The sequence below is a fragment of the Pedobacter sp. P26 genome (assembly GCF_050632135.1).
Taxonomy (GTDB): Bacteria; Bacteroidota; Bacteroidia; order Sphingobacteriales; family Sphingobacteriaceae; genus Pedobacter.
On the sequence record NZ_CP192574.1, the window covers coordinates 403,064 to 416,756 of the forward strand.

Annotated in this window: 17 protein-coding genes; 6 read left to right on the forward strand and 11 right to left on the reverse strand. The window is 41.0% G+C overall.

Features of this window, described 5'->3' with window-relative positions:
• Window positions 1–75: 75 nt before the first annotated feature.
• From ACQ86H_RS01965 to ACQ86H_RS01995, 7 genes are all read right to left on the reverse strand, one after another.
• Window positions 76–360 (reverse strand): hypothetical protein, encoded by a 285-nt coding sequence (locus ACQ86H_RS01965; protein WP_431293686.1) that lies wholly within the window; start codon window positions 358–360, stop codon window positions 76–78.
• Between the two features lie 153 nt (window positions 361–513).
• A complete protein-coding gene (locus ACQ86H_RS01970; protein WP_431293687.1) occupies window positions 514–927 on the reverse strand; it encodes an alpha-1,2-fucosyltransferase in 414 nt (137 codons plus the stop codon).
• A gap of 262 nt (window positions 928–1,189) precedes the next feature.
• Window positions 1,190–2,041: an oligosaccharide flippase family protein gene (locus ACQ86H_RS01975; protein ID WP_431293688.1), complete on the reverse strand. Its 852-nt coding sequence runs from the start codon at window positions 2,039–2,041 to the stop codon at window positions 1,190–1,192.
• On the reverse strand, window positions 1,993–2,526 hold the full coding sequence (locus ACQ86H_RS01980; RefSeq protein WP_431293689.1) for a lipopolysaccharide biosynthesis protein: 534 nt from the start codon (window positions 2,524–2,526) through the stop codon (window positions 1,993–1,995). The genes ACQ86H_RS01975 and ACQ86H_RS01980 overlap by 49 nt, the downstream gene beginning before the upstream one ends.
• Window positions 2,523–3,491 (reverse strand): hypothetical protein, encoded by a 969-nt coding sequence (locus tag ACQ86H_RS01985; RefSeq protein ID WP_138820766.1) that lies wholly within the window; start codon window positions 3,489–3,491, stop codon window positions 2,523–2,525. Before ACQ86H_RS01985 ends, ACQ86H_RS01980 begins: the two co-directional genes overlap by 4 nt.
• A 141-nt stretch (window positions 3,492–3,632) precedes the next feature.
• Window positions 3,633–4,409: a glycosyltransferase family 2 protein gene (locus ACQ86H_RS01990; protein ID WP_138818905.1), complete on the reverse strand. Its 777-nt coding sequence runs from the start codon at window positions 4,407–4,409 to the stop codon at window positions 3,633–3,635.
• A 102-nt stretch (window positions 4,410–4,511) separates the two neighbouring features.
• Window positions 4,512–5,411, reverse strand: a complete 900-nt coding sequence (locus tag ACQ86H_RS01995) for a glycosyltransferase family 8 protein (protein ID WP_138818904.1) — start codon at window positions 5,409–5,411, stop codon at window positions 4,512–4,514.
• Between the two features lie 186 nt (window positions 5,412–5,597).
• Here ACQ86H_RS01995 and ACQ86H_RS02000 point away from each other — a divergent pair, with 186 nt between their 5' ends.
• Window positions 5,598–6,155, forward strand: a complete 558-nt coding sequence (locus ACQ86H_RS02000) for a glycosyltransferase family 2 protein (RefSeq protein WP_431293690.1) — start codon at window positions 5,598–5,600, stop codon at window positions 6,153–6,155.
• Window positions 6,104–6,400, forward strand: a complete 297-nt coding sequence (locus ACQ86H_RS02005; RefSeq protein WP_431293691.1) for a hypothetical protein — start codon at window positions 6,104–6,106, stop codon at window positions 6,398–6,400. Before ACQ86H_RS02000 ends, ACQ86H_RS02005 begins: the two co-directional genes overlap by 52 nt.
• A 47-nt stretch (window positions 6,401–6,447) precedes the next feature.
• On the opposite strand, the gene ACQ86H_RS02010 is transcribed toward ACQ86H_RS02005, so the two are convergent.
• The 3 genes from ACQ86H_RS02010 to ACQ86H_RS02020 all read right to left on the reverse strand — a co-directional run bounded on the left by ACQ86H_RS02010 (window position 6,448) and on the right by ACQ86H_RS02020 (window position 8,699).
• Window positions 6,448–7,299: a hypothetical protein gene (locus ACQ86H_RS02010; protein WP_431293692.1), complete on the reverse strand. Its 852-nt coding sequence runs from the start codon at window positions 7,297–7,299 to the stop codon at window positions 6,448–6,450.
• A 61-nt stretch (window positions 7,300–7,360) separates the two neighbouring features.
• The gene (locus ACQ86H_RS02015) at window positions 7,361–8,299 is read right to left on the reverse strand and encodes an MBOAT family O-acyltransferase (protein ID WP_431295513.1); all 939 of its coding nucleotides are present in this window, start codon (window positions 8,297–8,299) and stop codon (window positions 7,361–7,363) included.
• A gap of 85 nt (window positions 8,300–8,384) precedes the next feature.
• Window positions 8,385–8,699, reverse strand: coding sequence for a hypothetical protein (locus ACQ86H_RS02020; RefSeq protein ID WP_431293693.1), 315 nt, complete (start codon window positions 8,697–8,699; stop codon window positions 8,385–8,387).
• A gap of 422 nt (window positions 8,700–9,121) precedes the next feature.
• On the opposite strand from ACQ86H_RS02020, the gene ACQ86H_RS02025 reads away from it, so the two are divergent.
• The 3 genes from ACQ86H_RS02025 to ACQ86H_RS02035 are packed head-to-tail and all read left to right on the forward strand — an operon-like array spanning window position 9,122 to window position 11,122.
• The gene (locus tag ACQ86H_RS02025; RefSeq protein WP_431293694.1) at window positions 9,122–10,045 is read left to right on the forward strand and encodes a glycosyltransferase family 2 protein; all 924 of its coding nucleotides are present in this window, start codon (window positions 9,122–9,124) and stop codon (window positions 10,043–10,045) included.
• Window positions 10,046–10,074: 29 nt separating this feature from the next.
• The gene (locus ACQ86H_RS02030) at window positions 10,075–10,572 is read left to right on the forward strand and encodes a glycosyltransferase (protein ID WP_431293695.1); all 498 of its coding nucleotides are present in this window, start codon (window positions 10,075–10,077) and stop codon (window positions 10,570–10,572) included.
• Window positions 10,529–11,122 (forward strand): glycosyltransferase family 2 protein, encoded by a 594-nt coding sequence (locus ACQ86H_RS02035; protein WP_431293696.1) that lies wholly within the window; start codon window positions 10,529–10,531, stop codon window positions 11,120–11,122. The genes ACQ86H_RS02030 and ACQ86H_RS02035 overlap by 44 nt, the downstream gene beginning before the upstream one ends.
• A gap of 543 nt (window positions 11,123–11,665) precedes the next feature.
• Here ACQ86H_RS02035 and ACQ86H_RS02040 read toward each other — a convergent pair.
• The gene (locus ACQ86H_RS02040; RefSeq protein ID WP_138818899.1) at window positions 11,666–12,343 is read right to left on the reverse strand and encodes a hypothetical protein; all 678 of its coding nucleotides are present in this window, start codon (window positions 12,341–12,343) and stop codon (window positions 11,666–11,668) included.
• 206 nt (window positions 12,344–12,549) lie between these two features.
• Here ACQ86H_RS02040 and gmd point away from each other — a divergent pair, with 206 nt between their 5' ends.
• Window positions 12,550–13,683, forward strand: a complete 1,134-nt coding sequence (gene gmd / locus ACQ86H_RS02045; protein ID WP_431293697.1) for a GDP-mannose 4,6-dehydratase — start codon at window positions 12,550–12,552, stop codon at window positions 13,681–13,683.
• The last annotated feature ends 10 nt before the right edge of the window (window positions 13,684–13,693 follow it).

Genomic DNA, 13,693 nt, shown 5'->3' on the forward strand with positions numbered 1-13,693 from the left:
TTTAAAAAGGTAGGGATATCCACGAAATCGGATATCCAGTGGAGGTGGATAAGGTCTGCACGTTTTACCCTGGCATCATGCTCCAACCGGTAATGGGAAAAGGGAAGCTAAAGAGTTCATATTTACCTTTCCGTCCCCCTTAATTCTTGTATTTCTGTCTATGCCAACTTTATGGAACACACGGTCAATAAATGGTCTTTTTTGATCAGTTCTGTAGACACCTGGTGAGAGATTCTCGTCCAGGGCATACATACAAAGGACCTCTGACCCGATGCCTTGTTCCAAAAGCGCCTGATGGAGACGCATGACTGCGATTCCTGCCCCGCCGGTAATATAAGCCGTTATATGAAGTATCTTCATCCGTTTCTGTTAAATTAATCCCCGGTCAATACGTCGCACCAGATAAATTTATCTGTCATCACCCTTTTTGGATGCTCCTTGCCAATGCGGAAGCCTAACCAGTTTTTGGGTGCATATACGGTATTGTTTTTTTCTGACAGATATGCAGCCCACTCAGGCAAAACTACTGTTGGAAATAATGGCGATGTCGGCATTTTTTATAATCTGGAAATCCGTTATCTCATTATTTGATGAGAAGATATAGTTGGGCTGTTCGCCAAAGTAGGTTTTTACGAACTCGATATCATCACTAACAAAATAGATCACACAGTCTGTTGTATCGCCCAGGGCATCCAGCCTGGTTCTGAAATAGGACATTGGCAGGGATATGTCTCTTTTGCCATAGTTCAGGTAATCTGTTCTCCTGATGTGGACAACAACAGTTTTTTTCGTACGGAAAACAGCTCCGAACTCCGCCTCAAAACGCTCGGTGAATTCTTTTTTGATTGGTATGTTGAATCCCTGTGGGATATTCCTGACATAAAAATCGGTTTGGAAGAAGCCCTTGTAGATGGTCTGTTCCTTCACTTCTACCGGGCGTGGAACCTGGATACTTTCAATGTAAATCTCGTTGAATTTTAATATTTTTGGTAAAATCCGGGTATATACCGAATAAAGCTTTGAAGATAAGGTCAGGTTCTGGAAAGTCCCGAGATCAAAATATCTGCTCAGATAGGCATGATGGGGATTTACAAAAAAAAATGATTTTTCTTTGTTGTTTGTTTTTAAGTACTGAAAAAAGCGTATTGGAAAATCTGGTTTCCAAGCCTTCCAATAAATTTTACTCCGATCATAACTTCGCTTTTTTTAATATATATTTATTGATGAATTCCGGATAAAAACGATAAGCGTAAATAAATGCATTGAGTGCATTTACCTTGAGCTCTCTCCACAGAATAATCTGAGATATGGTAAAACCGAAGATGTTGGCAATAAGCGTGGCGTACGCAGCTCCGATTACCCCATATCGATGAATGAGGAAATAGTTCAGCATCAAAATTACGCAGGTATTGACAATTACAATGATGAAAGTGACCCTGGTTTTACCGATAGAATCAATAATTACCCCAAATTGCCGGCCAAAGGGGCCGAATATGCAATAAAGTAACGTGATGTTAAGTATAGGAACGGTATCGGCATACTTGTCCCCGGCCAAAAGCCTGATGATCAGTCCGTCAAAAAGATAGATAAAGATGATCGCGGGGATTACCATGGCTAAGATTGTGCCTACTGATTTTTCATAAAGATATTTAATGGCCTCCTTACCCTCAGTTTCTATGCGTTTTGAACTTTGTGGAAACACAATAGTGGCCACAGCATTGGTTGGGATATCGATGAGATTACCGATTCTCACTGCAATATTGAATGAGCCGGAGGCAGCCGGGGAAATGATACCTGCAAGCATCCACTGATCTATCGTGCCAGAGAGAATGGAACTGACCGAAGTGGCGAATGCATACTTGCCATAATGGAATATCCGGCTGATCCAATTCTTACTAAACCTATAAGTGAAGCTGATGAAATTTTTTACATAGGCCCAGGAGATGGCGATACTAACCAGTACAGCTAAAATTTGTACATAAACCAGGGTGATCAGGTCGGTCTTAAAGTGAAAAAAAGACAGATGAAAAGAAACAGGCACAACACAGACTGTCTGGCCAGGCCGCTGAAAAGAACACCTGTATATTTAAAGTTGGCCTGCTCGATGCAGTTGAACTGGGTCAGGATCCCTGAAAAAATAAATACAATATTATACAGATGGAACATGGGTTCAAGTTCCGGTGCTTTGAGCAGCCTGGAGAGATACCCGGCGAAGATCAGATTCAATAAAATGCAAAGGACTGTAAGGCTCCCGCTTATGGTTAGTGTAGCAGAAAAAATGTCTGAATGTTCTTTCTTTTCAGACCCGGACATAAATTTGATTAGTGCACTCTGGATAAGGCCATTGCGAATGATTTCCAGGATAGTAACCGTCTGAAGAAAAATTCCCCATACCCCATAATCGTTTTTTGTAAGAAGCCTTACCAGTACGAAAAATATCGCCAGGTTGATCAGCGTGCCTGAAAAGTTCTGCAGGATGTTGATAATCCCGGATTTAATCCAATAGTTATTTTTTGTCCCGCTCATTTAGCCTGATTTGGATATAATGATTTGCCTCTTAAATGTCTTTCTGCAAGATCCAGCACATCCTGGTCACTCTTTGCATGGTGTATCTCTGCGCCTGAAAATTTAGGATAGAGTTTTGTGAAACAACCAAAGTAATGTTCAGGCCCTTTTTTAGACAGAAGGATATTAATGCCTCCAAAATAGCTTGCCAATGCACCTGTTCCGCCGTGTGTGGATATAAAATGTTCCGCATTTGCGTAAACCATCAACTGGAAGTGGTTAAAATTCTTTGCCTTGCCCAGGTTTTGTTTAAACAGGTTTTCCATCAACAGCACTTCCGGGTGCTCCCGTTCTATCCAGTCGTATTCATCTAAATCGTAAATATCGCTGTTGTCATTTGTAATATTTTCCGGTCTGGGCCTGTTGTAAATAATCTGGTATTCGGATTTATAGCTGTTAAACAGTTCATCTAAAAGTGCTATGCTGAGAAAACTGACTGGCGGACCATCCCACTCCATATTGTATCGGTTGGCAATGATCAGTATTGGCTTGTGATAACTGTAGATATTATTGTGATATATCTCTTTTAAAGGAACCCGCGCCCATTTGCGCATGTTGTAATTCTGGCTATAAAGAATCCTCGGTGTCTCAAAATTATAGTTTCCGGTTGTTGTCCGGGTGGCAAAAGTTTCAAGATGGTCTGCTGAAAAGAAATACAGTTCGGAGGTATATTTTGCGCCCTCGGTCTGTAATAAAGTCCCGTTTTTGAAATGCCAGTATGCAAATGGAAGTGCAAAGGCGATGTCAGGGGTAAACTCCCCGCTAAAGCTTATTTTCTTATAGGGTTTTTTAATCACATAATCCCTGATCAGGTATTTCCACTGGATCACCTGGCAAAGATAGGTATCCCTGAAAAAATAACGGTAACTCGCGGGAACGTTATAGTGCCGGATTTTTGTATATAAACCTAAAATTTTGATAATCATTTTCCTTAGCATGTCAAACGGTGTTTTGTAGCCACTCTCATTGTTCTGTTTTAATGCCAGCCAGGGTACTACTTAATTTTAGCTGGCACCTACTGGATAAAGTTAACATTAATCAAAAAGACAAGACTGTGCCGGCCAATCTTAAAAATAATAGTTGAGGTTGAATTTAATGTGCCTGTAAAGGTGCCTGGCCACTCCTATCAGAATATTGGAGGGATGTCTCTTCCAGTTCCGCTTAAAGGTGCTGGGCTCTTCACTTGAGTTTTTTTGCTCAAAAAGACCTTTAAAATCCTCATAGAATAATCCTTTGCCCTTGCGTTTGAGAAATGACATCATCATACTGTATTCCGCCTTTTCCACATTAACCCCTTCCTTATAGTTTCCAAATTTTTCTAAAAAGTCACTTCTTCTAAGGTGTGGATGGTCACTGTATAGGTAGAATTTATTATAGGTACTCCAGATGTCTGCAGGGTTAAAATACATTTCAGAAAACCCCTGGGCAAATGTTTTCAAAAATGGAAAACGCTGATAGGCATAAAACCGAACGATATCCAGAGCAGGGTCATCCTGCATAAAACGGATTGATGCAGAGAGTTTCTCCGGAAACAGGGCGAGCGGAACGAAATCTTCCTGTACATAAAGTGTCAGTGGAAGGGTCGCATTTCGTTGTCCTTTATTGATATTATTTCCGAGTCCGGCATTAGCTGGCGTGGTAATGAGCCTGAATCCAAATTCTGCCCCGAGCTTTTTTACCAACAGGAGATTTTCGGCTGTACTGCAGTCATCGGATACGATAATTTCCCCAAACCTGCAGCCCAGTGAAGCGAAACTGGAAAGTAATCTGGCCAGAGATGCAGGCCTATTGTAATGGGTGACCAGCAAGGTGACCTGTGAAAAATTGAACTCTTCTGACTGCATGTATTGATCGTGTTAACTGGAAAAGATTTCCGCTTCCGGTTTTTGACCTTTTAAAGGTGCAGTTGACGAAAACGGATGGTGAACATTGATAAAATTATTATTTTATTTCAAAGCAAAGATTTTTTTGACTGTTTTTTTTACTTTGTAAAACCCTTTTCTAAAAATCCTTACATAATTGGGAACAATTTTAAAGTCTGCCCAGGGTGTCATTTTAAGATAGCGGAAAAATTCATTTTTGTAAAACTGACTTCCATTGTAAGATGAATATATCGGCTTAATATCAATAAAATGCATGATAAAGGGATCCTTTACATCCACACCGGCTTTGCAGTTCCAACGGTGATCGAGCTCTTTCCAGCTATTGGCGAAAACCACATTAAGGGCGTATTGATCTGCTAAAAGTAGCGAATCTTTATTTTCCTCCACGCAGGTCAGTATTTTTTGCGGGATATTTTCTTTTTTCCATTTATCGATATCAATTACCAGCAGGCCTGCATTGAAATATTTTGTCTCCGGATCGAGCCCAAGTTCCCGGTAGTTGGGTATTCCTGCCCATTCGCAACTTACCGTTGCCGAATGGTCCTGTACACAGCCAACGGTCCTGCCATCCAGTTCCACCGCCCATAGCTCAGCGATATCCCTGTTCACAATCATGTCAACATCCAGATAGATTACACGTTTTGCGCTACTGCCTACAATATAAGGAGCAAACATACGCATATAGGTAATCTGCGGCATCCCGGTACCGTCCAGGGGAAGGTGGATGCCTTCCGGAAGTACCGATTGCATATCATGAAAGGTGAGGATATAATCATTCCCGTCAACCATTGATCTCAGCTTTTGAAGGTTTATCCTGGAAATTCCGTTATCAATAATCGCAAAAGCAATCTGCTCACCGGTTTTGTGATTGACCTGTACCGATCTGATCAAGGGTGCCAATAAAATTGCGTAGTGGTTATCCGTTGCTATAACAATGTGGATAGTTTCTCTTTGTTTGGACATTCGTTTGAATTAGAGGCTTTTTGTTTCGGTAGAACGTGCAAATTTAAGGAATTAAAATTGTTATTCATCTTTTACACCTCAATGCTCTAAAATTTGCAGTTTTTATCCTGGTTGCGTGATCAAATATAACCGATGCATTAAAACTATTGAAGTATTTATTTAATATTGTGTTTTAAAATTCAAACCATGTGGCCAATAAAAGTTCCCGAACATATTACCCAGTTTATTGATAAACGGTTTACCCTGGAGGAGTTGGGCGCTAAGGCTAATGCTGCTTACCAAACGATTTCTAATGGTATCCCGGAAGTTTCGGTGGTGATGCCGGCATTTAATGAGGAGGATAATATTCTACCTACTCTTGCCTCTCTGGCTGCCAATAAAACAAAAAGAGTGGTGGAAATTATTGTAGTGAACAATAATTCTACTGATGACACGGAAGCTCTGGTGAGGAGCACCGGTGTACAATGTATCCTGGAGGGCAGACAGGGAATAACTTTTGCACGTAATTCAGGTCTTGCCGTCGCCAGGGGTAAATACATACTGAACGCTGATGCTGATACCATTTATCCTGCAGACTGGATCGAACAGATGACCAGGCCCCTGGAGAATGCAGGGGTTTCACTTACCTACGGAAGATTCGCTTTTTGCCTATTGCAGAAACAGGTCGCGGAACCTATTTCATTTATGAGCACGTGGCAAGATTTTCACGATGGATCAACAAGGTTTTTAAAGACGAGGCCGTAAATGTTTATGGATTTAATTCGGGCTTTAGACGGGAGCAGGGAATTGCCGTAGACGGTTTTGACCATCCAGAGGGAACGAATGAGGATGGCTGGCTCGCACTAAAGTTGCGCGATAAGGGCTTCGGGAAACTCCACCTGGTTACCGATATCAGGGCGCTGACATGGACCACCGACAGAAGAATACAGATTGACGGGGGACTGATAAAGGGCTCTTTAAAAAGAATATCAAGAGTATTTGGCGGTTAATTTTCTGAAAGGGTAAATGAATTAAGGCCAGCAGCTGGCAATATTCATTACCTTGCAAAAACAGGCATCATACGTTTTGTGAAATCTTCTGCACCTTTTTGGTTAATGTGGATTTCGTTATAAAAGAATGTTGGATCATGCTTATAAATGTCTCCAAAATTTAAATATTCAACCCCTTTATCCCTTCTCATCTGCAGGGTAAATTCAGCTATATTCTGTTTATACTTCTCATCAATTTTAATGTCGGCTACAGGTGCGGTAAATAGGATAAGCTCAATTTTATTAGCCTTACAGAGCGCAATGATGTCATTCAGGAATTTGTATTTCCCTTTCAATTCGAAAGTCAGGTCTCTCAGCTTCGTGGGCCCTTTATAGCCGGCGTTAGGATAGAAGAAATCTCCATAGCTGTCGAAATCCTGGGGCAGGATGTTAAATCCGTCATTAATTACCTCGTGAATTCCCCATAGCGTATTGTATTTGGCATACCTGTAAAAGGGTATATACCTGTAAGCATACCATTCATAGCCAAACTGTTTGAAATGGTCAAATACCACGGGTTCTTTGAGATATGGAAAAAATTTAGGAACAGCAAAATCAAAAATCTCTTCTGTATTTGATGAGAAGGGGTCTATCTGCAGATATAATTTTTTGATTTTGTTATTTTTTAATATAAATAGCTTTAGCATCAGGTACTGGTCGGTGATCGAACTTCCGTCTACTGAAATATTGATCCCTTTCTTATGCGTCTGTTCTTCTATCATTTTTAGATCAAGTGAGGTATACGCTCTTGAATTTCCATGAACGGCAAAATCGAAGTCTCGGTTGCTGATCTTGTCCAGCCATTGGATCTTGGTGTAATTGCCTTTCTGAAATACATAAGTAAAACCTTCATCCAGCAACCAGAAGATGAGATAGCAGATCAGGATTAGTTTAAATAGCTGAATAAAAAATTCTTCATGGCTAGAATTGAAAATAAATGAAACTGCTCTGTGATACCAGTACCCCGAACATCGCGATGAGGAGGATCAGAGTAAGATAGCTTAAAAAGCGTACCGACCGGTAGGCATAGAAATAATACTGTACCTTCCGGTTTCCCCAAAAGCCTTCAAAAATGAGCAGTAGGAATATCAGCGGGAAGCCTACAGCAAAGTTGTAAAGATCAGTCCCCGTTGATTGCTTTACCTCTGCGATAAAGGAATGACCATAGTCAAAAAGATTTTTGATGATGGTGAAGGAATCATGGAGGTTGTTTGCCCTGAAAAAGATCCATGCAAAACATACCGCTGAGAATGTCCAGAGTGTACCCATCCATAGCGGGAGTTTAAAATTGAAGAACTTCTTTCGCTGATTTAAGGATTCAAGCGAGATCAGCAGGCCATGCAGTGCTCCCCAGATAATGAAGTTTATGCTCGCCCCGTGCCAGACCCCTGACACCAGAAAGGTAATGAACAGGTTAAATATCCAGCGGCTCATCCCAACCTTATTTCCTCCCAATGGGATATAAAGATAATCCCTGAACCAGGTAGACAGGGAAATATGCCATTTGCTCCAGAATTCGCGTATAGATGAAGAGAAATAGGGCTTGTTAAAATTTCTCATCAGATCAATTCCCATCATTTTGGCTACCCCTATGGCAATATCGGAATAACCCGAAAAATCGCAGTAGATCTGAAAAGCAAAAAATATTGTTGCACAAAGGATGGATAAGCCATGGTATGATTCGGGATTGTTATATACCAGGTTGACAAAAAAAGCCAGCCTGTCTGCTACCACTACTTTTTTAAACAGCCCCCACAATATTCTCCTGGCCCCAATAATCAGGTTGTCAGCCTCGAGCGGCTTTAGGTTATTAACCTGGGGAAGAAGTACCTGCGGACGGTTGATCGGACCTGCTACCAGCTGGGGGAAAAAGGATACAAAAGAGCGAACCTGCCAAAATTCTTTTCTGCAGGCATATTTCCCCGGTAAACCTCTACAGTGTAGCTTATACTCTGAAAGGTGTAGAAGGAGATCCCAACGGGAAGAAGAATCTTCGCACTATGCAATAAGGCCTGGCCTCCAAATAATACAGCTGTTGTATTAATGCTGTCCAGAAAAAATTAAAATACTTAAAGTAGAAAAGAAGCCCGAGGTTGGTGACGATACTGATGCAAAGGAGCAGCTTTTTCGCCGCTGCGGTGTGGTTTTCTCTATCTGTCTGAGCCACGAAAAAATCTATGGTTGCCGGGAAGAAGAGCAGAAAGATGTATTCCCATTTCCAGCACATGTAAAAAAACAGGCTGGCAGCCAGCAACATCATCCACACATATTTTTTTGGCAAAAAATAGTAAAGTAGAAGGACCGTAGTAAAAAACAGAAAAAAACTGAGGGAATTAAAGAGCATGCAGGTCTAAATTTCAAAAAATCTAAGATATAAACAGAACACTTATAAATGCAATTTTTTATTAAATAATCGGGTCATTTCAGCAGAGCGCCCAGTTGTAAATCGGTGGTAAAGATAATATTATGGCGATAAATAATTTGGATTGGTTCGTAAATTTACCAGATAGCTTCGCTTTACTGAACTTTTAAGTCTTTTTAGTGCTATTATTATTATAAATTTGATCATTGTTAACAAGTAGACGGGCAGGGTAATCCGTAACCGTCAGATAATACTCAAAACCGGCAGATAGAAGAGCTATTTAAAAATGGGCCACAACTTTCCAAACGCGTAACCGACCGATGATGAATCTGATTGAAAATCTGCCAGGTAAAAAAATTTCCATTATCAGTGTAAATTATAACCAGCCAGCGGTAACCGGGCAATTACTGGACTCCATTTTCACAACAAACACTTACCCTAGTATAGAGATCATCATTGTTGATAATGGCAGCAGTGAAAATTTTATTCCCATTTGGCAGGACAGGTATCCTCAGGTTAAGTTTATTCACTCGGAGGTGAACCTTGGGTTTGCAGGAGGAAACAACCTGGGCATAGGAGCAGCAGATGGAGATTACCTTTTCCTGGTTAATAATGATACTGAATTTACTGCTGGCCTGTTGGAAACACTAGTTGGGACTTTTCAGGATTTTCCTGATACAGGGATAGTTTGCCCAAAAATCAGGTATTTTGAGCATCCCGGGAAAATCCAGTATGTTGGTTTCACAGAACTCACCTCCATTACCGCAAGAAACCAGTGTGTGGGTCAGTTCGAGGATGACAAAGGGCAGTATGACCAGAGGGTCTTTATCACCGCTTTTGCACATGGTGCCGCAATGATGGTATCCCGTGAAGCCTGTCAGCGCGCAGGGCTAATGGCGGAAAACTTTTTTCTCTATTATGAAGAAATGGATTGGAGCCTGAACATCCGGAAAGCAGGGTTTAAGATCAGGGTGAATACCTCTGCCCTGATTTACCACAAGGAATCTGTTTCTGTTGGGGCAGATAGCCCACTAAAAATTTATTATATGAACAGAAACCGTATATTGTTGGTAAGAAAACATTTCGTTTTTTATAAACAGGTGCTGTTCTGCATTTATTTTGGCCTGATTGTGTTTCCAAGAAATTTTTTACGGTTTCTGATCAGGGGCAAGTTTAAGCATATCGCTGCCATCTGCAGGGCTGTCTATTGGAACCTTAGCAACAGTACCAATTCATTTCAATAGACTTAACATATACCAAACATAATTATCTTATGCATATCCTCTTTATTATCTCTATTCTGCTGGTCTTCTATACCTATATCGGCTATGGGATTTTACTATATTCTATGATTTTGGTTAAACGTGTATTTGCTCCCGGCATACCTAAAGTTTTCAGTTATGAGGAGCTGCCAACCTGTACGCTTATTGTAGCTGCTTTCAACGAGCAGGATTTTATCGAGGAAAAGATTAATAATACCCTGGCTCTTCATTATCCTGCGGGAAAGCTCCAGATGATTTTTGTTACAGATGGATCAACAGACCGTACGCCAGAAATTGTTGCGCGTTATCAGCAGATTCACCTGATGCATTCTTCCGATCGCAAGGGGAAAATAGCAGCTGTACATCGCGTAATGGATCGTGTTGATACTGATCTTGTCGTTTTCACTGATGCCAATACCTTCCTGAATACTGATGCCCTGTTCCATCTTTGTAAACATTATGCGGATGAACGTATCGGCGGGGTTGCAGGAGAAAAAAGTATACGCTGATGAACACGCGGATGCTACTGCCGGAGAGGGGATTTATTGGAAATATGAATCGAAACTGAAAGAATGGGATTCAGAGCTTCATACCGTAGTGGGTGCAGCAGGTGAATTATATAGCATCAGAAGATCACTTTATCAACCTGTACCACAAGAAAGTGTACTTGATGACTTTATGATCTCGATGCGGATCGCAGAAAAAGGTTACCGCATCAGATACGAACCAAAAGCTTTCGCACAGGAAACGTCCTCTGCAAATATTGGTGAAGAACTCAAGCGTAAGGTTAGGATTGGTGCGGGAGGGATCCAGTCGGTTATCTGGTTAAAATCGGTTTTGAACCCTTTCAGAGACCCTGTGCTTGCTTTCCAGTACATCAGTCACCGTGTGCTCAGGTGGACGCTCGCGCCGCTGGCACTCATCGCTGCTTATCTCAGTAATATCATATTGATAGCACAGCGCGGGAGCGAAATATATGATATGCTGTTTTTGCTGCAGACCTTGTTTTACCTGATGGCACTTTCCGGGCTTTGGCTGGAGAAAAGAAAATCAGATTGAAAATCTTATTTGTTCCTTATTATTTCTGCATGATGAATTATGCGGTAGTTGCCGGTGCATACCGCTACTTTTCGGGCAAACAATCTGTTATTTGGGAAAAGGCGATCAGGAAATAAACCCGGGGGCTATAAGACACATATTTAAAATTTAAGCCTTATTTAGGTTCTGGTACGAAAAATTATAGTATAGACACGTCTTTTATCAATTCTATATTTGTTTTTTTACATATTTATTAAGGTGGTTATCATGAGGCTGTCTCAAAAGTAAAATCTAACATTTAAGGATAGAATTTTATTTCATTGCCCGTCATTCTCGCGCAGGCGGGAATCACAACGTGCTCAGCGAAGCTAATCTTAAAGCGCCCTGCAATAGCATTAGGATTCCCAATTAAATTGGGAATGACGACGTATCAAAATATAATTTGCTTGATGAGACAGCGTAAATCTTTTTGATACAGCCTCATCTTTCCAGCTACTAAAAGGCATTTATTTCGAAAAAAAACATTAATTACCCAAACATTGTCTAATCTTTCTTCAATTAAATCTAGTTTCGTCTGCTTATGTTAAACTGGATCCCGGCTGAGAAAAGGTTGAGCAAAAACTCTGATTTTTGATAGGTATTCACTGTCCTGGAAGTTCCGTTTGCATCTGTTAAATCCTGGCGCTCGTAAGAATAAAAATAGTCAAGACTACTCTCGGCAAAAAGATTCATACAAGGTACTAAGTTTATCTTGATACCGATTACAGGAGAGATGACCAACCCGTTTTTTGATGATTCCGCATACCTCGCCGTACCCGCAAACACGGTGCTGCCCGGATAGGTATTTCCACTAAACCGGTTAGAACGGTACCCCAGGTCGACGCCAAAATAGGGCTGAATGCGCGAATAGGTAAAATTCTTTTCAAAGCCTACTTTAAAGGCAAAATCGGTCAGCGTCCCCTCCGCAATCTCACAGTTCGCGCAGGTATTGGGAAAGGTGATGTCTTTTCTGTAAAAATTTCCCCCAACCCGGTAGCTGATCTGGTTATCATTGAATTTCATCAGCAGCGCGTTCGCATACGTATGGTTGAAATCCTGGTAGTTAGTCTGGTTAAGTACTTTGGGCAGTTGCATGATACTGTAGGCCCTTAAACCGATGGAGTAATTGTAATCTGCACTGGTCTGAGAAAAGATGAGTGACGAATGCGCCAGAAGAATTAAAAGGAGTACAATTTTTTTCATTTAATTAGGATATCAACATCAAAAGTAAAGATATTTATCAGAAGTAGATCATGGAGAGGTATTTATATTTTGGAATTAATATTCGGAAAGAGCGTAGGGAAAACACCGTTATTTAACGTTATTTCTAAATGAGCATACTTACGCTATCCTTAAGCTAGAAAAAAATATGTATGTTTGCTCGCTTAAAAAGTTATCAAATAAAGTTTATGAAAGTTGCGCTAATAACAGGTGTTACAGGCCAGGATGGGGCTTATCTCGCAGAATTTCTGCTAAAAAAAGGATATAAGGTTCATGGTTTGAAGAGGCGGTCGTCATTATTTAATACCGATCGGATCGATCACCTGTATCAGGATCAGCATGAGAACAATGTCAATTTCAAACTTCATTTTGGTGACCTGACAGATTCGACAAACCTGATCCGGATTATCCAGGAGACCCAGCCGGATGAAATTTATAACCTCGCGGCGATGAGTCATGTGCACGTGAGTTTTGAAATGCCTGAATATACCGCGAATGCAGACGGAATAGGTACGCTGAGGCTTTTGGAGGCCATCAGGATTCTTGGACTCACCAAAACTAAAATATATCAGGCTTCTACTTCTGAACTTTACGGACTCGTACAGGCGGTGCCCCAGAGTGAAACAACGCCTTTTTATCCGCGATCGCCCTACGCTGTGGCAAAAATGTATGCGTACTGGATTACGGTAAATTACCGCGAAGCTTATGGTATGTTTGCCTGTAATGGTATTCTCTTTAACCACGAAAGCCCCTTAAGGGGAGAAACTTTCGTAACCCGTAAAATTACCAGGGCAACAGCTAAAATTGCCCTTGGTTTACAGCAATGTCTTTTTCTGGGCAATCTGTCTGCACAGCGGGATTGGGGGCATGCGAAAGACTATATTGAAGCGATGTGGCTGATTTTGCAACAGGAAAAACCAGAGGATTATGTAATTGCAACAGGGGTTACCACAACGGTTAGGGATTTTGTAAGAATGAGTTTTGCCGAGCTGGGAATAGAGGTGGAATTCAGCGGGAAAGACGAATATGAAAAAGGAGTAATAATTGGTATTGACGAAGAACAGATGATCATTCTGGGCTTAGATGCAAATGCTTTAAAGCCAGGTCAGACGGTGATCCAGGTGGATGCCAAATACTTCAGGCCAACGGAGGTTGATCTGCTTCTTGGTGATCCGACAAAATCAAAAACCCAGTTAGGCTGGCAGCCTAAATATGATCTCGCAGCTTTAGTAAAAGAAATGGTGCATTCAGATTTGCAAGTCATGAAAAAAGATCAGTATTTAAAAGAAGGCGGGTTCAATACACTGAACTATTTCGAATAATCATAATATC